This window comes from Pseudomonas sp. KH_017, from assembly GCF_057840285.1.
In genome coordinates, this window is the sequence record NZ_CM174509.1 from 1452027 (window position 1) to 1469359 (window position 17333).

16 protein-coding genes, 1 tRNA gene and 1 rRNA gene are annotated in these 17333 nt (G+C 57.8%); 14 read left to right on the top strand and 4 right to left on the bottom strand.

Annotated elements, in window-relative coordinates; all coding sequences use genetic code 11:
- The first annotated feature begins 131 nt into the window (after nucleotides 1-131).
- A complete protein-coding gene (locus AC3IT6_RS06590; RefSeq protein WP_057716026.1) occupies nucleotides 132-386 on the top strand; it encodes an FAD assembly factor SdhE in 255 nt (84 codons plus the stop codon).
- Nucleotides 370-822, top strand: a complete 453-nt coding sequence (locus AC3IT6_RS06595; protein ID WP_489318726.1) for a protein YgfX — start codon at nucleotides 370-372, stop codon at nucleotides 820-822. Before AC3IT6_RS06590 ends, AC3IT6_RS06595 begins: the two co-directional genes overlap by 17 nt.
- On the opposite strand, the gene nadB is transcribed toward AC3IT6_RS06595, so the two are convergent.
- Nucleotides 791-2407, bottom strand: coding sequence for an L-aspartate oxidase (gene nadB, locus AC3IT6_RS06600; RefSeq protein ID WP_489354666.1), 1617 nt, complete (start codon nucleotides 2405-2407; stop codon nucleotides 791-793). The genes AC3IT6_RS06595 and nadB overlap by 32 nt on opposite strands.
- Before the next feature lie 551 nt (nucleotides 2408-2958).
- Between nadB and rpoE the strand changes: the two genes are divergently transcribed.
- The 4 genes from rpoE (at nucleotide 2959) to AC3IT6_RS06620 (ending at nucleotide 6730) form a co-directional block, all read left to right on the top strand.
- On the top strand, nucleotides 2959-3540 hold the full coding sequence (gene rpoE / locus AC3IT6_RS06605; protein ID WP_003172477.1) for an RNA polymerase sigma factor RpoE/AlgU: 582 nt from the start codon (nucleotides 2959-2961) through the stop codon (nucleotides 3538-3540).
- 31 nt (nucleotides 3541-3571) lie between these two features.
- Complete coding sequence (locus tag AC3IT6_RS06610) at nucleotides 3572-4159, top strand: sigma-E factor negative regulatory protein (RefSeq protein ID WP_150727531.1); 588 nt, start codon at nucleotides 3572-3574, stop codon at nucleotides 4157-4159.
- Nucleotides 4160-4167: 8 nt separating this feature from the next.
- The gene (locus AC3IT6_RS06615; RefSeq protein WP_489354667.1) at nucleotides 4168-5127 is read left to right on the top strand and encodes a MucB/RseB C-terminal domain-containing protein; all 960 of its coding nucleotides are present in this window, start codon (nucleotides 4168-4170) and stop codon (nucleotides 5125-5127) included.
- Nucleotides 5128-5305: 178 nt separating this feature from the next.
- Nucleotides 5306-6730, top strand: coding sequence for a DegQ family serine endoprotease (locus AC3IT6_RS06620; protein ID WP_150727529.1), 1425 nt, complete (start codon nucleotides 5306-5308; stop codon nucleotides 6728-6730).
- Nucleotides 6731-6809: 79 nt separating this feature from the next.
- Here the strand turns inward: AC3IT6_RS06620 and AC3IT6_RS06625 are convergent, their stop codons facing one another.
- On the bottom strand, nucleotides 6810-8243 hold the full coding sequence (locus AC3IT6_RS06625) for a M48 family metalloprotease (RefSeq protein WP_223446003.1): 1434 nt from the start codon (nucleotides 8241-8243) through the stop codon (nucleotides 6810-6812).
- A 98-nt stretch (nucleotides 8244-8341) separates the two neighbouring features.
- Here AC3IT6_RS06625 and AC3IT6_RS06630 point away from each other — a divergent pair, with 98 nt between their 5' ends.
- Both AC3IT6_RS06630 and AC3IT6_RS06635 read left to right on the top strand, forming a co-directional pair.
- Nucleotides 8342-8581, top strand: coding sequence for a sulfurtransferase TusA family protein (locus AC3IT6_RS06630; RefSeq protein WP_223463000.1), 240 nt, complete (start codon nucleotides 8342-8344; stop codon nucleotides 8579-8581).
- 31 nt (nucleotides 8582-8612) lie between these two features.
- On the top strand, nucleotides 8613-9683 hold the full coding sequence (locus AC3IT6_RS06635; RefSeq protein WP_489354668.1) for an AI-2E family transporter: 1071 nt from the start codon (nucleotides 8613-8615) through the stop codon (nucleotides 9681-9683).
- 137 nt (nucleotides 9684-9820) lie between these two features.
- Here the strand turns inward: AC3IT6_RS06635 and AC3IT6_RS06640 are convergent, their stop codons facing one another.
- Both AC3IT6_RS06640 and AC3IT6_RS06645 read right to left on the bottom strand, forming a co-directional pair.
- Complete coding sequence (locus AC3IT6_RS06640; protein ID WP_489354669.1) at nucleotides 9821-10294, bottom strand: peroxiredoxin; 474 nt, start codon at nucleotides 10292-10294, stop codon at nucleotides 9821-9823.
- Nucleotides 10295-10304: 10 nt separating this feature from the next.
- A complete protein-coding gene (locus AC3IT6_RS06645; RefSeq protein ID WP_007979776.1) occupies nucleotides 10305-10865 on the bottom strand; it encodes a glycine cleavage system transcriptional repressor in 561 nt (186 codons plus the stop codon).
- Nucleotides 10866-11193: 328 nt separating this feature from the next.
- Between AC3IT6_RS06645 and dapA the strand changes: the two genes are divergently transcribed.
- The 6 genes from dapA (at nucleotide 11194) to AC3IT6_RS06675 (ending at nucleotide 17045) form a co-directional block, all read left to right on the top strand.
- Nucleotides 11194-12072, top strand: a complete 879-nt coding sequence (dapA, locus tag AC3IT6_RS06650; protein WP_223445998.1) for a 4-hydroxy-tetrahydrodipicolinate synthase — start codon at nucleotides 11194-11196, stop codon at nucleotides 12070-12072.
- Nucleotides 12073-12089: 17 nt separating this feature from the next.
- The gene (gene bamC, locus AC3IT6_RS06655; protein ID WP_489354670.1) at nucleotides 12090-13205 is read left to right on the top strand and encodes an NlpB/DapX family lipoprotein; all 1116 of its coding nucleotides are present in this window, start codon (nucleotides 12090-12092) and stop codon (nucleotides 13203-13205) included.
- A gap of 4 nt (nucleotides 13206-13209) precedes the next feature.
- On the top strand, nucleotides 13210-13968 hold the full coding sequence (locus AC3IT6_RS06660) for an MBL fold metallo-hydrolase (RefSeq protein ID WP_095945094.1): 759 nt from the start codon (nucleotides 13210-13212) through the stop codon (nucleotides 13966-13968).
- A gap of 28 nt (nucleotides 13969-13996) precedes the next feature.
- Nucleotides 13997-14710 carry a phosphoribosylaminoimidazolesuccinocarboxamide synthase gene (gene purC / locus AC3IT6_RS06665; protein WP_007944067.1) on the top strand — a complete coding sequence of 238 codons (714 nt, stop codon included), beginning with the start codon at nucleotides 13997-13999 and terminating at the stop codon, nucleotides 14708-14710.
- 83 nt (nucleotides 14711-14793) lie between these two features.
- A tRNA-Ser gene (locus AC3IT6_RS06670) sits at nucleotides 14794-14883 on the top strand.
- A gap of 625 nt (nucleotides 14884-15508) precedes the next feature.
- Nucleotides 15509-17045, top strand: a 16S ribosomal RNA gene (locus tag AC3IT6_RS06675).
- The last annotated feature ends 288 nt before the right edge of the window (nucleotides 17046-17333 follow it).

Below are 17333 nucleotides of genomic sequence, written 5' to 3' on the forward strand. Positions count from 1 at the left end.
GAGTCTGGTGGACATCATAAGGGGGCGCCTTGGAAATGGGTAGTTCACAAAGGATCACCGGTGCCCGACCAAAGCCGACTGTTCGACCGGGCGGGGGCCTGTATACTTGCGGCCTATTTGAGGAGCGCTCCATGGTCGAAGATGTTGAACTGAATCGCCTCTACTGGCACAGCCGCCGCGGCATGCTTGAGCTTGACGTGTTGCTGGTGCCGTTTGTGAAAGAGGTTTATCGGCACCTCAACGAGGTTGATCGCGCCTGCTACGTCAGGTTGCTCGAATGCGAAGATCAGGACATGTTCGGCTGGTTCATGGAACGTAGCGAATCGGAAGATCCTGAGCTGCAACGCATGGTTCGCATGATCCTGGATCGTGTCCAGCCCAAGTAATGGGTTCGAATGCCGCTGGCATGCCTCACGGCAGTTGCTGGCGGCGTATCTTCTGGCCCAGCTGTTCGCGTTGGGTTCTTTGTTTTTACTGTCAATTCCGGTCTGGGCCAGCTCGCTCGGCGTCGTGCTGTGCGTGGCTCACGGAGTCTGGCTGTTGCCCCGGCAAATCCTGCTGACCCACCCGCAGGCCTTTTGCGGCTTGCGGCGCGACGCCGATGGCTGGCAGTTGTGGAGTCGGGCCAAGGGTTGGCAGCCCGTGCAATTGAGGCCGGACAGCCTGGCGCTGCCGTTGGTGGTGGTACTGCGTTTCCGACTACGTGGTGAACGCCGGGTCAGGGCCATTTGCGTGCCCCGGGACGCGCAGGCGGCGGATGTGCACCGACGCCTGCGGGTCCGGCTCAAATTCAGCCGACGTAGGTGGGCGGCACCAGAATAGTGTCCAGCGCGACCGGTAACATGTTCGGGTAGTCGAGGGTGTAATGCAGGCCACGGCTTTCCTTGCGCTCCATGGCTGACAGAATCATCAGCTCGGCCACTTGGGCCAGGTTGCGCAGCTCGATCAAATCCCGGCTGACCTTGTAGTTGCTGTAGAACTCGTCGATTTCATCCAGCAACAGTTGCACGCGGTGTTGCGCTCGTTGCAGACGCTTGTTGGTGCGCACGATGCCAACGTAGTCCCACATGAATCGCCGCAGTTCATCCCAGTTGTGCGCAATGATCACGTCTTCATCGGAATCGGTGACCTGGCTCGCATCCCAGGCGGGAAGGGGAGTTGGCATCGGAATCAGGGGCAGCTGTTCGAGAATGTCCGCTGCCGCCGAGCGGGCATAGACGAAACATTCCAGCAGCGAGTTGCTGGCCATGCGGTTGGCGCCGTGCAGGCCGGTGAAACTGGTTTCGCCAATGGCGTACAGCCCCGGCACATCGGTGCGGCCCTGTTGATCGACCATCACGCCGCCGCAGGTGTAGTGCGCCGCCGGGACCACCGGAATCGGTTGTTTGGTGATGTCGATGGAAAATTCCAGGCAGCGTTCGTACACCGTCGGGAAGTGCGTCTTGATGAAGTCTTCGGGCTTGTGGCTGATGTCCAGATAGACGCAATCGATACCCAGGCGCTTCATTTCATGGTCGATGGCCCGTGCGACGATGTCCCGTGGCGCCAACTCGGCCCGAGGATCGAAGCGCTGCATGAAGCGCTCGCCGTTGGGCAACTTGAGGTGGGCACCTTCGCCTCGCAGGGCTTCGGTGACCAGGAAGCTCTTGGCTTGCGGGTGATACAGGCAAGTAGGGTGGAACTGGTTGAATTCCAGGTTCGCCACCCGGCAGCCCGAGCGCCAGGCCATGGCGATGCCATCGCCGCAGGCGCCGTCAGGGTTACTGGTGTAAAGGTAAACCTTGGCCGCACCACCGGAGGCGAGGATCACAAAGCGCGCGCCGTAGGTATCGACTTCGCCGGTGCCGCGATTGAGCACATAGGCGCCGAGGCAACGATCACCTTCGAGCCCCAGGCGTTTCTCGGTGATCAGGTCAACCGCAACCCGCTGTTCCAGCAGTTCGATGTTCGGTCGTTTCCTGGCCTGGTCGAGCAGGGTGGTGAAAATGGCAGCGCCCGTGGCATCGGCGGCGTGGATGATGCGCCGATGGCTGTGACCGCCCTCGCGGGTCAGGTGGAATTCGAACCCGCCATCTTCGGTACTCGACTGTTCATCGCGGGTAAAGGGCACGCCTTGGTCGATCAGCCATTGAATCGCTTCCCTGCTGTGCTCGACGGTGAAGCGCACGGCGTCCTTATGACACAGGCCGCCGCCGGCATTGAGTGTGTCATCGACATGGGATTCAACGGTGTCGGTGTCGTCCAGCACGGCCGCAACGCCGCCCTGGGCCCAGAAAGTCGAGCCATTGGCGAGGTTGCCCTTGCTCAGAACAGCAATGCGCAAATGACCGGGCAAGGTCAGCGCAAGGCTCAAGCCGGCAGCGCCGCTGCCAATTACCAGAACATCGTGTTGAAACTGTTGGCTCATTTCAGGATTCCGCTCAAAGCGACCCGGATCGGGGGTGGTGCAGCTGGACAGGCGAGTCAAGGCAGCCGCACAGCCACTAGTATATAGAGGGGGGGAGCGGCACAATACCCGAGCTAGCATGGCATTGTGAAACTACTGTGACGCAAAACATCGGTCGCTTCGTCGGATGTTTTTCTGCCCGTTGGGCGCGAGAATGACTGTATCGCCGATTTAACAGTCTTTTTCCCTTCACGGTTGCACAATGTCGGTTCGGTGCAACTATAAATATTTGGAACTTTTGCCAAAGGGCCAAGATCAATAGACGGTTGCCTGAAACAAGGGACAGTGTCGGCTTCAGTGGAGGATTGCAGTTCGATCCCTGCTGAAGAATCCGATGACAAGATTATCCGCGCAGCCGGGTCAACTCGCGCTGCGCTTTTCGTGCGTGCCAAATCAGAGCCCGCAGGAAACTTGCCTGGAGGGGGAGAACTTTTGCGAAAAGCCCGAGTCTATGTTTGCAAGTCTGGTGGTTTACTTCTGCAATCCTCCTCCGAGCTCATCGAGGAGTGTTCATGCTAACCCAGGAAGAGGATCAGCAACTGGTCGAGCGCGTTCAGCGCGGCGACAAGCGTGCTTTCGATCTGCTAGTGCTGAAATACCAGCACAAAATTCTCGGGTTGATCGTGCGTTTCGTGCACGACACCCATGAAGCCCAGGATGTGGCACAAGAAGCCTTTATCAAGGCATACCGTGCACTTGGAAATTTTCGCGGAGACAGCGCGTTTTATACGTGGCTTTACCGCATCGCCATCAACACGGCGAAAAACTATCTGGTTTCACGCGGCCGTCGGCCGCCGGATAGCGATGTCAGTTCCGAGGATGCAGAGTTCTACGATGGCGATCATGGCCTCAAGGATCTCGAGTCGCCAGAGCGGGCCTTGCTGCGGGATGAGATCGAAGGCACCGTCCATCGAACCATTCAGCAACTGCCGGAAGATTTGCGTACGGCTTTAACTTTACGTGAGTTTGATGGTCTGAGTTACGAGGACATTGCGAGTGTCATGCAATGTCCGGTAGGCACCGTGCGCTCCCGGATCTTCCGCGCCCGGGAGGCCATCGACAAAGCCCTGCAGCCGTTGTTGCAGGAAAACTAAAGACAGCGGCGACAGCCAAGAGAGGAACGCCATGAGTCGTGAAGCCCTGCAGGAATCGCTGTCCGCAGTGATGGATAACGAAGCGGACGAATTGGAATTGCGTCGGGTATTGAATGCCTGTGACGATGTTGAAACCCGTGAAACATGGGCTCGTTATCAGATCGCTCGGGCAGTGATGCACAAGGATCTGCTGCTTCCACGCCTGGACATCGCCGCGGCTGTTTCTGCTGCCCTGGCTGACGAAGCCGTACCGGCAAAAGCCTCCCGTGGTCCATGGCGCAGCCTGGGTCGTCTGGCGGTCGCAGCTTCCGTGACCCTGGCGGTGCTGGCCGGTGTGCGTCTGTACAACCAGGATGAGATCGCCGGTGTCGAACTGGCCCAGCAATCCAGTCAACCCGCGCTGGCCGCTCCTCAAGTAAAAGGCCCAGCCGTTTTGGCAGGCTACAATGAGAGTTCGGATGCTACCGGCCCAATGGCCAACGGCGTATTGCAAGGTCAACCAGGCTGGCACGATCAGCGTCTGCCAGGTTACTTGCGCCAACACGCACAACAGGCTGCACTGAAAGGCACTGAGAGCGCTCTGCCTTACGCTCGTGCCGCAAGCCTGGAAAACCGTTAAGGAGGATCATGCGCGCCATACCTCTACTTTCGCTTCTGCTCAGCGGCTGGTTCATCGTTCCAGCCCAAGCCGATGAAGCTCAGGACTGGTTGACCCGCCTGGGCCAGGCAGAGCAGCAGCAAAGCTTTCAGGGTGCTTTCGTCTACGAGCGTAACGGTAGTTTTTCTACCCATAACATCTGGCACCGCGTCCAGGAAGGAAAGGTCCGCGAGCGATTGATCCAGCTTGACGGTTCCGCTCAGGAGGTCGTTCGCATTGATGGGCAAACCCAATGCGTCAGCGGCACACTGATAGCAGGGCTTGGGGACTCCCCGAACTCCGCTGCCCGTGCACTCGATCCGCAAAAGCTCAAGAATTGGTATGACCTCGCCGTCATCGGCAAGTCGCGTGTCGCCGGGCGTTCGGCGGTGATCGTATCGCTGACACCACGCGATCAGCACCGCTACGGTTTTGAACTGCATCTGGACAAAGAGACCGGCCTGCCTTTGAAGTCCTTGCTATTGGACGACAAGGGACGGTTGTTGGAGCGCTTCCAGTTCACGCAACTGGATACCGCTGACGTTCCTTCCGAAAAAGACCTGCAGGCCAGTAATGATTGCAAGCCAGTCAATCTCGAAAGTGACAAGGCTTCTGCCGTCAAGTCTGCCCAGGTCTGGCGTTCCGACTGGTTGCCGCCCGGCTTCGAGCTGACCAGCAGCACCGCTCGCAAGGATCCGCAGACCAAGACCCAGGTCAATAGCCTGATGTATGACGATGGTCTGACGCGCTTTTCGGTATTCCTCGAGCCGTTGAATGGCGCAACAGTCACCGACACCCGTACTCAGTTGGGGCCGACCGTTGCGGTTTCCCGGCGCTTGGCCACGGCACAGGGTGACATGATGGTCACCGTCGTCGGCGAGATACCGGTCGGTACTGCTGAACGGATAGCGCTTTCGATGCGCACCGACGCCGCTGCAACCAAGCAGTGAGCTGAATTCGAAATGTTTCGTGAGCATTTCAATTTGCAAAAATCCCGTAAATTTCTTATAGGTCAGAGCCCCTCGGCTCTGGCCTTGTTTGTTGTTCCCGGAACAAAAATACCGGCGTATTGTTCCCGGTGTTCCTTGCTCCATATCGCTTAACCCTGCTCGTCGTAACGGGAGCCGTATGTCGATACCTCGCTTGAAGTCCTACCTTTCCATTATTGCCACCGTGCTGGTGCTCGGTCAGGCGGTCACCGCCCAAGCGGTCGAGTTGCCTGATTTTACGCAACTGGTCGAACAGGCCTCGCCTGCGGTCGTGAACATCAGTACCACGCAAAAGCTGCCGGATCGCAAAGTCAGCCAGCAAATGCCCGACCTCGAAGGCTTGCCGCCGATGCTGCGCGAATTCTTCGAACGAGGCATGCCGCCACAATCGCGCTCACCTCGCGACCGCCAGCGCGAGGCGACTTCCCTGGGCTCGGGTTTCATCATCTCTTCCGATGGCTATATCCTGACCAACAACCACGTGATCGCCGATGCTGACGAAATCCTCGTCCGTCTGGCTGATCGCAGCGAAATGAAAGCCAAGCTGATTGGTACCGATCCACGTTCAGACGTGGCGCTGCTGAAAATCGAAGGCAAGGATCTGCCCGTGCTCAAGCTCGGTAAATCCCAGGACCTGAAGGCCGGCCAATGGGTTGTCGCGATCGGTTCGCCATTCGGCTTTGACCACACAGTGACCCAAGGCATCGTCAGCGCCGTCGGTCGCAGCCTGCCGAACGAAAACTATGTGCCGTTCATCCAGACCGACGTGCCGATCAACCCGGGTAACTCGGGCGGCCCGCTGTTCAACCTGAATGGTGAGGTGGTCGGGATCAACTCGCAGATCTATACCCGCTCCGGTGGCTTCATGGGCGTGTCGTTTGCAATCCCGATCGACGTGGCCATGGATGTTTCCAATCAGCTGAAATCCGGTGGCAAGGTCAGCCGTGGCTGGCTGGGCGTCGTGATTCAGGAAGTGAGCAAGGACCTGGCCGAGTCGTTCGGTCTGGAGAAGCCGGCCGGTGCGCTGGTTGCCCAAATCCAGGATGATGGTCCGGCTGCCAAGGGTGGTCTGCAAGTGGGCGACGTGATCCTGAGCATGAACGGTCAGCCAATCGTTATGTCGGCCGACCTGCCGCATCTCGTTGGCGCGTTGAAGGCTGGCACCAAGGCCGATCTGGAAGTGATTCGTGACGGCAAGCGCAAGAATGTCGAATTGACGGTCGGCGCGATTCCGGAAGAAGGCAAGGAGCTGGACGCGCTGCCAAAATCCAGCATCGAGCGCAGCAGTAATCGCCTGGGTGTTTCCGTGGTCGAGCTGACTGACGAGCAGAAGAAAACCTACGACCTCAAAGGTGGTGTGCTGATCAAGGAAGTGCAGGACGGCCCGGCCGCCATGATCGGCCTGCAGCCGGGTGATGTGATCACCCACCTGAACAACCAGGCCATCGGTTCTACCAAGGAGTTCGCGGACATCGCCAAGGCGCTGCCAAAGAACCGCTCGGTGTCGATGCGGGTACTGCGTCAGGGGCGTGCGAGCTTCATCACCTTCAAGCTGGCTGAATAACCCGGTTTTTGTTGGTTGAATAAAAAACCGCCTCGAAAGAGGCGGTTTTTTTGTGTTCGGAGCTTTTGTCGCCGGGGCGTCAGCCCATCATGTCCTTGATCATGCGCTCCTGTTCCATCAGCTCGCGTTGCCGCGCGTCAATCCGCGAAGACAGCGGGAAGTTGCTGCCAGCCCTGCGTTTGGCGAAGTCCAGTTGCTGAATGGCCTGTTTGTAGTCCCCGACCAGCGCAAAGTATTCGGCGCGAGCCTGGTGCAGGCCGATGATATTGCCCGACAGGCCGCGCGTCTCGGCAACCTGATACCACACGTCCGGGTCATCCGGACGCGACTTGAGTAGGCTTTCGAGGGCTTTTTCCGCATCCGCGGCGCGGTTCTGCTTCAGCAGCAGGTCGACGCGCGCCTGATTCAGCGGATAGTTGCCAGGGTACTGGGCCATCAACCGCTCAACCCGGGACTGGGCGTCCGGCAGGCGATTGTTGGTGATGTCCAGGTCGACCTGAGCCAGGTTGTAGATGATCTCGTTGGGTGCCTTGGCCAGCAGCAACTTGAGGTTTTCCCGTGCTTCGTTCAGTTGGCCACCCTTGATCTGGGCAATTGCCAGGCCGTAGCGTGCCACGTCGCTTTTCGGGTTTTCGTCGAGCTGGGCGCGGAAGCGCTTGGCACCGAGCCCCGGGGTTTCTTCATAGATCAACTGGACGCGCGCGCGGATCAGTTGATAGCGCATGCTGTCTTCGATGCCACCCTGTGGTGCTAGTTCGGCGCGGTTGCGGGTGTCGGCGATACGCGATTCGGTGACCGGGTGAGTCAGCAGGAATTCCGGTGGCTTGGCATCGTAGCGATACTGACGCCCCAGGCGCTCGAACATGGTGGGCATCGACCGGGGGTCATAACCGGCCTTTTCCAGATTGAGAATGCCAATGCGGTCGGCTTCCTGTTCGTTCTGGCGGGAGAATCGACGCTGTTCCTGAATGGCCGCAGCCTGTGTGCCGGCAATGGCCGCGATCCCGGCGTCACCGGCGCCCGCGGCTGCAATCACGATACCGGCCAGCAATGCAGCCATCATGGGGACTTGCATGCGTTGCTGCGCTTCGACGCCCCGGGCAAAGTGGCGCTGCGACAAGTGAGCCAATTCGTGCGCCATTACCGAAGCGTATTCGCCTTCGGTCTGGGCGTTGAGGAACAAACCACCGTTCACCCCGACGATCCCGCCCGGCGCCGCAAAGGCGTTGAGCTGCGGGCTGTTGATCAGGATGAACTCCAGGCGCCGGTCAGTGACCTGACTGGTCTCGACCAGTCGGTAAACGCTGGATTCCACGTAATCCTTGAGTTGCGGGTCGTTGAGCTGCGAAACCTGACTGCGCAACATGGCCAGCCAGGCGCGGCCGAGCTGGTATTCCTGTTGCGGTGAGACAATGGCAGAACTGGCGTCGCCGAGTGACGGCAGGTCGTCGGCGAAGCCCGGTGAGGCGAGCAGGCAAGCGAGCGTCAGCAGGGTAGGGCGCAAAAAGGTCATGCACAAAGCCTTAGTCGACAAAGACCTTACTGTAGCCGGACACCGGCGTTGCGACCAGATATTCTAGGCAACTCAACCGCCTGACCCGGAGTGATGCAATGACCGACGCTGTAGAGCATGACGTTGAACTGGACGCCAGCGGCCTGAATTGCCCGTTGCCGTTGCTCAAGGCCAAGATGGAACTCAACCGGCTGGCCAGTGGTGCGGTGCTCAAGGTCATCGCCACCGATGCAGGTTCGCAACGTGACTTTCGCACCTTTGCCCGATTGGCCGGTCATACCCTGCTTCTTGAAGAAGAAGATGCGGGTGTTTACCGCTACTGGTTGAAAAAAGCCTGAATTCGGCTGCGTTTGCTCCTAAGGATTATTGATGTTCAAAGTGTTACGCGACTGGATTCAGCGCTATTTCTCCGATGAAGAAGCGGTGGTGCTGGCTGTCCTGCTGTTTCTGGCATTCACCATCGTACTGACCTTGGGCGGTATGCTGGCGCCGGTACTCGCGGGCATGGTGCTGGCGTATCTGATGCAGGGGCTGGTGGTGACCCTCGAGCGCCTGCGCGTGCCGGGTTGGGTCGCGGTGGGGATGGTCTTTGCGTTATTCATGGGGTTGTTGCTGGTATTCATCGTGGTTGTCGTGCCGTTGCTGTGGCACCAACTGATCACTTTGTTCAACGAGTTGCCCGGCATGCTTGCCAAGTGGCAGTCACTCTTGTTGCTGCTGCCTGAGCGCTATCCGCACCTGGTATCCGATGAGCAAGTGCTGCGGGCCATTGAAGCGGCGCGGGGCGAAATCGGCAAGTTTGGTCAGTGGGCGCTCACGTTCTCGCTATCGAGCCTGCCATTGCTTGTAAACATCATGATCTATCTGGTGCTGGTGCCGATCCTGGTGTTTTTCTTCCTCAAGGATCGGGCCATGATCGGCCAGTGGGTGCGCGGTTACCTGCCCCGTGAGCGGGCGTTGATCACCCGGGTCGCCCATGAAATGAACCGGCAGATAGCCAACTACATTCGCGGCAAGGTCATCGAAATCTTCATTTGCGGTGGCGTGACCTACATCGCCTTCGTTGTTCTTGAGCTCAACTACGCGGCGCTGCTGGCATTGCTGGTGGGGATATCGGTGGTGGTGCCTTATGTCGGCGCCGTGGTGGTGACCGTGCCCGTATTTCTGATTGCGCTGTTCCAGTGGGGCTGGAGCGATCAGTTCATATACTTGATGGCGGTCTACGGGATCATTCAGACGCTGGATGGCAACGTGCTGGTGCCCTTGCTGTTCTCGGAGGCGGTCAACCTGCACCCGGTGGCGATCATCTGCGCGGTGCTGTTGTTTGGCGGGTTGTGGGGGTTCTGGGGGGTGTTTTTTGCGATTCCCCTGGCAACACTGTTCAAGGCCGTGCTGGACGCTTGGCCGCGCAAGGAGCCGGTGGTGGCGCCGTTGCTTTAATTCACGAAGTGGATTTATGAGCTGAAGCGAAGGGCCTCATCGCGAGCAAGCTCGCTCCCACAGATGGTTTGTGGTGGACACAAAACCAATGTGGGAGCGAGCTTGCTCGCGATGGCGTCCGAAAGGGCGCTCAAAAATCAGGCTTTGCTCAGTGCCTGAGCCGCAGCCAAAACGGCATCAACATGCCCCGGCACCTTCACGCCGCGCCATTCCTGACGCAGCACGCCGTTGGCGTCGATCAGGAACGTGCTGCGATCCACGCCCATGTATTCCTTGCCGTAGAGCTTTTTCAGCTTGATCACATCGAACAGCTGGCAGATGGCTTCGTCCTTGTCACTGATCAGCTCAAAGGGGAATTCCTGTTTGCACTTGAAGTTCTCGTGGGATTTCATGCTGTCGCGAGACACACCGAACACTTCGGTGTTGGCGGCCTTGAACGCAGAGTATTGATCACGAAAACCCTGCCCCTCGGTCGTGCAGCCCGGCGTGCTGTCCTTGGGGTAGAAGTAGATCACCACCTGCTTGCCTTTCAGGCCGGCGAGGCTGACGGCTTGCCCGCTGGTGGCGGGGGCTTCGAAATCGGCAACCGGTTGGTCGATGGCAACGGCCATGAAAGCTTCCTTACATTGGGTTCTGTGGGCGCCAGGGTTCGATCAAGGCATCGAGGTTCAGCGCGTCGGCAAAATCCAGGAACTGATCGCGCAGCCAGCTGATTTGCACGCCGGCTGGCAAGGTCACGGTAAACGTGGCGTTGAGCATGGTGCCGCCGGTCTGCGGAGCCTGGTAGGTGTCGCAGGTCAGGTTTTCCAGCTCGACATTGTGGTCCATGAAGAACTGGCACAGCTCGTTGATGATGTCCGAGCGGTAGGCCGAGCTGACATAAGCGACGTACGGCAGGGCCTGGGGGCGGTTTTCCAGGGCGGCGCTGCGCACCACGTTGACCGTGAACGCATGCCGCTTGGCCAATACTGGCAGGCTGCCTTCCAGGCGCGCCAGGGCATCCCAGCTACCGGAGATTTCCAGCACCAGGGCACTGCATTCGCCATGACGGGTCAGGCGAGAGGTGACAACGGCGCAGCGGTTTTCATGGCTGGCGCGGCACAGGACGTTGGTCAGCTCCATGGGGTTGGCGCCGAGGGCACTGATAACAAGGAATTGTTCGCGAACTGTGGGGGTGGACATGCAGCATTCCTAAAGCGATGAGCGGTCGATACGTCCAGAGGGCGTTTTGTCGGGAGCCAGCCTGCGGATGCGAATTCAGAAAACCCCAAGCGGCAGGTTGCGACGTGCTCCGGCGGGGCGGGAGCGAGAGGCGGCAACGCTGGATCAGGGCTTGTGATGCCGAAAATGGAGGCTGAAACCCGACGGACGAGCTTGTCTGTACCGATCAAAGTCTGAAGGGTAGCGAAAACCGGCGCCAAGGGGAATGGCGGCAGCACAGTACTTCGCTTGTGCAAGCATCTTGGCGCCAGTACCATTACGGCTCTCTTTTTCCGGCAGGAGCGGTTTCATGATTGCGGGCAGTATGGTGGCACTGGTCACACCCATGGATGCACAGGGGCGTCTTGACTGGGACAGCCTCAGCAAACTCGTGGACTTCCACCTTGAAAACGGCACCCATGCCATTGTCGCCGTCGGCACCACCGGCGAATCGGCAACCCTCGACGTCAACGAGCACATCGCAGTCATCCGCGCTGTGGTCAAGCAGGTCAATGGCCGCATTCCGGTGATCGCCGGTACCGGCGCCAACTCGACCCGCGAAGCCGTCGAATTGACCCGTAACGCCAAGGAAGCCGGCGCCGATGCCTGCCTGCTGGTCGTGCCGTACTACAACAAGCCGACCCAGGAAGGCCTGTACCTGCACTTCAAGCACATCGCAGAAGCGGTCGACATCCCGCAGATTCTCTATAACGTTCCCGGCCGTACCTCCTGCGACATGCAGGCCGAAACCGTGATCCGCCTGTCCACCGTGCCGAACATCATCGGTATCAAGGAGGCGACCGGCGACCTCAAGCGCGCCAAGGCGATCCTCGATGGCGTAAGCAAGGACTTCATCGTCCTTTCCGGCGATGATCCGACCGCCGTCGAGCTGATTCTGATGGGCGGCAAGGGCAACATCTCCGTCACCGCCAACGTCGCTCCACGTGAAATGGCCGATCTGTGCGAGGCCGCCCTCAAGGGGGATGCCGAGACCGCCCGGGCAATCAACGAAAAATTGATGCCGCTGCACAAGGACCTGTTCATCGAAGCCAACCCGATTCCGGTGAAGTGGGCTTTGGTTGAAATGGGCCTGATGCACGAAGGCATTCGCCTGCCGTTGACCTGGCTGAGCGCACCTTGTCACGAAACGCTGCGCACGGCCCTGCGCCAGTGCGGCGTCCTGGTTTAATTGAGGAAGTACAACGCATGAAGCGAATGGCCGGACTTTCCGCACTTGCCTTGATTATCTCCAGCACCAGTGGCTGCGGATGGATCTGGGGCCCGGAAGGTTATTTCCGTGACCGTGGTAGCGATTACCTGGAAGCGCAACAGACTGCACCGATGCAAATACCGCAGGATGTCCGTACCGCCAAGCGTCTGGATCCGCTGTTGCCGATCCCGCGCAACGTGGCCGATGACACCGTCAAGGGCGAATACATCGTTCCTCGTCCGCAGCCATTGACGGCTGGGGCCGACGCCAGTCCGTACTCCCTGCAGAAGAGCGGTGATTCGCGCTCGATCCTGGCGCAAAATCCACCGGCCGAAATCTGGCCTGTAGCCGTTCAGTTCTTCCAGGACAACGGTTTCCGTCTGGATGAACAGCGTCCGCAAACCGGCGAATTCACCACGACCTGGCAGCATTCCGATGAACTGTCTACGGCCATGGCCAAGCGCCTGAGCGCGGCCGGCGTCAGCACGGACAGCGAAACCCGCGTGCGGGTGCGCATTGAGCCGGGCGTGCAGCGCAATACCAGTGAAGTCTATGTGGTCAGCGCCGAGCGTCCTGCCGGCAGCACCGCCGACGTGGCCTTCACCAACCGTTCGGTCAACACTGGCCTGGACGCGGCACTGGTCGACGACATGCTCGCGAGCATGAGCCGCATCTCGGAGAAGGGCGGTTCGGTCTCCATGCTGGCTTCGCGTGATTTCGACGCGCCAAGTCGTGTCAGCCTGAGTGAAGACGGCAGCGGCAACCCTGTGCTGAACGTCGGTACCGACCTGGATCGTGCCTGGTCGAGCGTCGGTCGTGCGTTGGAACAGGGCGAATGGCGTGTTGAAGACATCAACCGCAGCCTGGGCCTGTACTACATCAACCTGGCCGAAAAAGCCGAGAGCAAAGACGACAAGCCAGGCTTCTTCAGCAGCCTGTTCGGCAGCGCGCCGAGCAAGGAAGAGCTTGACGCCCGCGCCGAGCGTTATCAGGTTCGCCTGAGCAAGGTTGGCGAGAACGTACAGGTCACCGTCGAGAAAAACATCAACACCGTAGCGCCGGCAGATGTGGCGCGTAAAGTGTTGAGCAAGATTCAGGACAACCTGGGCTGATCCTATGCGTTTTGCCGTTCTCGGCAGCGGCAGTCAAGGGAACGGCACGCTGATAGCCAGCGCTGATACGTACGTATTGGTGGATTGTGGTTTTTCCCTGCGGGAAACCGAGAAACGCCTGCTGCGCCTGGGTGTGAACCCTGCGCAGTTGAGCGCGATACTCGTGACCCACGAACATGCCGACCACGTGCATGGCGTGGGTTTGCTGTCTCGGCGCTACAATCTGCCTGTCTACCTCAGTCGCGGGACCTTGCGCGGGATGCGCAAACCGATTGAACCCGCAGGCTTTCTGGCCGGCGGCGAGCAGCTGCAAATCGGCGACTTGAGCATCGGTGTCATTGCCGTGGCCCACGATGCACAAGAACCGACGCAATATGTGTTCAGTGACGGTTTACGGCGCTTCGGCCTGTTGACCGACCTGGGCTCGTATTGTGACAAGGTGCTGGACGGCTATCGGGACCTCGATGCGTTGATGATCGAGTCCAATCACTGCCGTGACATGCTGGCTCGCGGTCATTACCCGTACTTTCTCAAGCAACGGGTAGGCGGTGAATTGGGGCATTTGAATAACCACCAGGCGGCATTCCTGGTGGCCGAGCTGGGCTGGAAAGACCTGCAACACCTGGTCCTGGCCCATCTGAGCAGCAAGAACAACCTGCCGCGGCTGGCCCGGCAATGTTTTGTCGACACCCTCGGGTGCGACCCGGACTGGCTGCAACTGGCCGATCAAGATTCAGGGCTCGACTGGCGTCACATCGCCTAGCCCATCTACTTAGCAAGCGGAGCCCATCATGGAAAAACGTGAAGAACTCTACCGCGGCAAAGCCAAATCGGTTTACAAGACCGACGACGCTAACCGTTTGATCCTGCTGTTTCGCAACGACACCTCGGCGTTCGATGGCAAGCGTATCGAGCAGCTCGACCGCAAAGGCATGGTGAACAACAAGTTCAATGCCTTCATCATGCAGAAGCTCGAAGCTGCTGGCGTGCCGACCCAATTCGACAAATTGCTGGGCGACAACGAATGCCTGGTGAAGAAGCTCGACATGATCCCGGTCGAGTGCGTCGTGCGTAACTACGCCGCCGGCAGCCTGGTCAAGCGTCTGGGTGTCGAAGAGGGCATGAAGCTCAACCCTTACACCTTCGAGCTGTTCCTGAAGGACGACGCCAAGGGCGACCCGTTCATCAACGAATCCCACGTCGTAGCCTTTGGTTGGGGCACCGCCGAGCAACTGGTTCGCATGAAAGAACTGTCGCTCAAGGTCAACGAAGTCCTGAGCAAGCTGTTCGACGACGCCGGCTTGCTGCTGGTCGACTTCAAGCTGGAATTCGGCGTGTTCCACGATGGCTCCATCGTGCTGGGCGACGAATTCAGCCCGGACGGCTGCCGCCTGTGGGACAAGGCTACCGGCAAGAAAATGGACAAGGACCGCTTCCGTCAGGGCCTCGGTGACGTCATCGAAGCCTATGAAGAAGTCGCCAATCGCCTGGGCGTACCGCTTTAACCGACGCAAGCATCTGATAGCACAGAAATATTTCGCTTAGGGGGTTCGCTTCCTGCGAAAGTGTTGTTATGATGCGCGCCGTTGGAGAGATGCCAGAGTGGCCGAATGGGACGGATTCGAAATCCGTTGTACCTTCACCGGTACCTAGGGTTCGAATCCCTATCTCTCCGCCATTATTGAATAAGACTAAGCCCCTGAAATGGTTAAACATTTCAGGGGCTTTTTCGTTTCTGTCATATTGGTCGGGGTATTTCGTGTCCCGGAATTTTTGACGCGATACCCGTCATGCTCTTGGGATCCCCGGGTATCCATTTACCGCAGGGCTTTCTCACCATTGTTGTATCTATATGTCCAGGCGACGTGGTTTGGGTTCGCTGCTGCCCCAGTGCTTTATATAGATGCTGGAGGTTCTCGTGGTGGCAGCCCGGGCGCTTTGGTAAGGAAGAAGAATTTTCAGGTGGGGGGTTGACCACGTATTTTAATCCTGTACTATTCGCCTCCCGCTAACGAGCAGTTTGATGTTGCTCTTGGCTTAAGTAGTTGATTTTGTTGAAAAATCAGAAACTTTTAAGGTTGCAAATTGAAAAGATGCGCTGTAAGATGCGCACCTCGGTTGAGACGAAAGATCTTAACCAACCGCTCTTTAACAACTGAATCAAGCAATTCGTGTGGGTGCTTGTGGAGTCAGACTGCTAGTCAACAGATTATCAGCATCACAAGTTACTCCGCGAGAAATCAAAGATGTAACCAACGATTGCTGAGCCAAGTTTAGGGTTTTCTCAAAACCCAAAGATGTTTGAACTGAAGAGTTTGATCATGGCTCAGATTGAACGCTGGCGGCAGGCCTAACACATGCAAGTCGAGCGGATGACAGGAGCTTGCTCCTGAATTCAGCGGCGGACGGGTGAGTAATGCCTAGGAATCTGCCTGGTAGTGGGGGACAACGTTTCGAAAGGAACGCTAATACCGCATACGTCCTACGGGAGAAAGCAGGGGACCTTCGGGCCTTGCGCTATCAGATGAGCCTAGGTCGGATTAGCTAGTTGGTGAGGTAATGGCTCACCAAGGCGACGATCCGTAACTGGTCTGAGAGGATGATCAGTCACACTGGAACTGAGACACGGTCCAGACTCCTACGGGAGGCAGCAGTGGGGAATATTGGACAATGGGCGAAAGCCTGATCCAGCCATGCCGCGTGTGTGAAGAAGGTCTTCGGATTGTAAAGCACTTTAAGTTGGGAGGAAGGGCATTAACCTAATACGTTAGTGTTTTGACGTTACCGACAGAATAAGCACCGGCTAACTCTGTGCCAGCAGCCGCGGTAATACAGAGGGTGCAAGCGTTAATCGGAATTACTGGGCGTAAAGCGCGCGTAGGTGGTTTGTTAAGTTGGATGTGAAAGCCCCGGGCTCAACCTGGGAACTGCATTCAAAACTGACAAGCTAGAGTATGGTAGAGGGTGGTGGAATTTCCTGTGTAGCGGTGAAATGCGTAGATATAGGAAGGAACACCAGTGGCGAAGGCGACCACCTGGACTGATACTGACACTGAGGTGCGAAAGCGTGGGGAGCAAACAGGATTAGATACCCTGGTAGTCCACGCCGTAAACGATGTCAACTAGCCGTTGGGAGCCTTGAGCTCTTAGTGGCGCAGCTAACGCATTAAGTTGACCGCCTGGGGAGTACGGCCGCAAGGTTAAAACTCAAATGAATTGACGGGGGCCCGCACAAGCGGTGGAGCATGTGGTTTAATTCGAAGCAACGCGAAGAACCTTACCAGGCCTTGACATCCAATGAACTTTCCAGAGATGGATTGGTGCCTTCGGGAACATTGAGACAGGTGCTGCATGGCTGTCGTCAGCTCGTGTCGTGAGATGTTGGGTTAAGTCCCGTAACGAGCGCAACCCTTGTCCTTAGTTACCAGCACGTAATGGTGGGCACTCTAAGGAGACTGCCGGTGACAAACCGGAGGAAGGTGGGGATGACGTCAAGTCATCATGGCCCTTACGGCCTGGGCTACACACGTGCTACAATGGTCGGTACAGAGGGTTGCCAAGCCGCGAGGTGGAGCTAATCCCACAAAACCGATCGTAGTCCGGATCGCAGTCTGCAACTCGACTGCGTGAAGTCGGAATCGCTAGTAATCGCGAATCAGAATGTCGCGGTGAATACGTTCCCGGGCCTTGTACACACCGCCCGTCACACCATGGGAGTGGGTTGCACCAGAAGTAGCTAGTCTAACCTTCGGGAGGACGGTTACCACGGTGTGATTCATGACTGGGGTGAAGTCGTAACAAGGTAGCCGTAGGGGAACCTGCGGCTGGATCACCTCCTTAATCGACGACTCAGCTGCTCCATAAGTTCCCACACGAATTGCTTGATTCATTGAAGAAGACGAGTTGCCAGCCTTTAAGGTGGTCTGCTTCGTTAGAGTTTAGAAATGAATATTCCAGTGTGAATGTTGATTTCTAGTCTTTGACTAGTTCGTTCTTTAAAAATTTGGGTATGTGATAGAAAGATAGACTGAACGTTACTTTCACTGGTAACGGATCAGGCTAAGGTAAAATTTGTGAGTTTAATCGCGAATTTTCGGCGAATGTCGTCTTCACAGTATAACCAGATTG

What these genes read in the sequence shown, in the direction of transcription:
- purC (WP_007944067.1), top strand. Translation starts at nt 13,997, where the DNA reads ATGGAAAAACGTGAAGAACTCTACCGCGGCAAAGCCAAATCGGTTTAC.
- AC3IT6_RS06630 (WP_223463000.1), top strand. Translation starts at nt 8,342, where the DNA reads ATGACCGACGCTGTAGAGCATGACGTTGAACTGGACGCCAGCGGCCTG.
- nadB (WP_489354666.1), bottom strand. Translation starts at nt 2,407, where the DNA reads ATGAGCCAACAGTTTCAACACGATGTTCTGGTAATTGGCAGCGGCGCT.
- AC3IT6_RS06615 (WP_489354667.1), top strand. Translation starts at nt 4,168, where the DNA reads ATGCGCGCCATACCTCTACTTTCGCTTCTGCTCAGCGGCTGGTTCATC.
- rpoE (WP_003172477.1), top strand. Translation starts at nt 2,959, where the DNA reads ATGCTAACCCAGGAAGAGGATCAGCAACTGGTCGAGCGCGTTCAGCGC.
- AC3IT6_RS06645 (WP_007979776.1), bottom strand. Translation starts at nt 10,865, where the DNA reads ATGTCCACCCCCACAGTTCGCGAACAATTCCTTGTTATCAGTGCCCTC.
- dapA (WP_223445998.1), top strand. Translation starts at nt 11,194, where the DNA reads ATGATTGCGGGCAGTATGGTGGCACTGGTCACACCCATGGATGCACAG.
- AC3IT6_RS06660 (WP_095945094.1), top strand. Translation starts at nt 13,210, where the DNA reads ATGCGTTTTGCCGTTCTCGGCAGCGGCAGTCAAGGGAACGGCACGCTG.
- AC3IT6_RS06590 (WP_057716026.1), top strand. Translation starts at nt 132, where the DNA reads ATGGTCGAAGATGTTGAACTGAATCGCCTCTACTGGCACAGCCGCCGC.
- AC3IT6_RS06620 (WP_150727529.1), top strand. Translation starts at nt 5,306, where the DNA reads ATGTCGATACCTCGCTTGAAGTCCTACCTTTCCATTATTGCCACCGTG.
- AC3IT6_RS06625 (WP_223446003.1), bottom strand. Translation starts at nt 8,243, where the DNA reads ATGACCTTTTTGCGCCCTACCCTGCTGACGCTCGCTTGCCTGCTCGCC.
- AC3IT6_RS06610 (WP_150727531.1), top strand. Translation starts at nt 3,572, where the DNA reads ATGAGTCGTGAAGCCCTGCAGGAATCGCTGTCCGCAGTGATGGATAAC.
- AC3IT6_RS06640 (WP_489354669.1), bottom strand. Translation starts at nt 10,294, where the DNA reads ATGGCCGTTGCCATCGACCAACCGGTTGCCGATTTCGAAGCCCCCGCC.
- AC3IT6_RS06635 (WP_489354668.1), top strand. Translation starts at nt 8,613, where the DNA reads ATGTTCAAAGTGTTACGCGACTGGATTCAGCGCTATTTCTCCGATGAA.
- bamC (WP_489354670.1), top strand. Translation starts at nt 12,090, where the DNA reads ATGAAGCGAATGGCCGGACTTTCCGCACTTGCCTTGATTATCTCCAGC.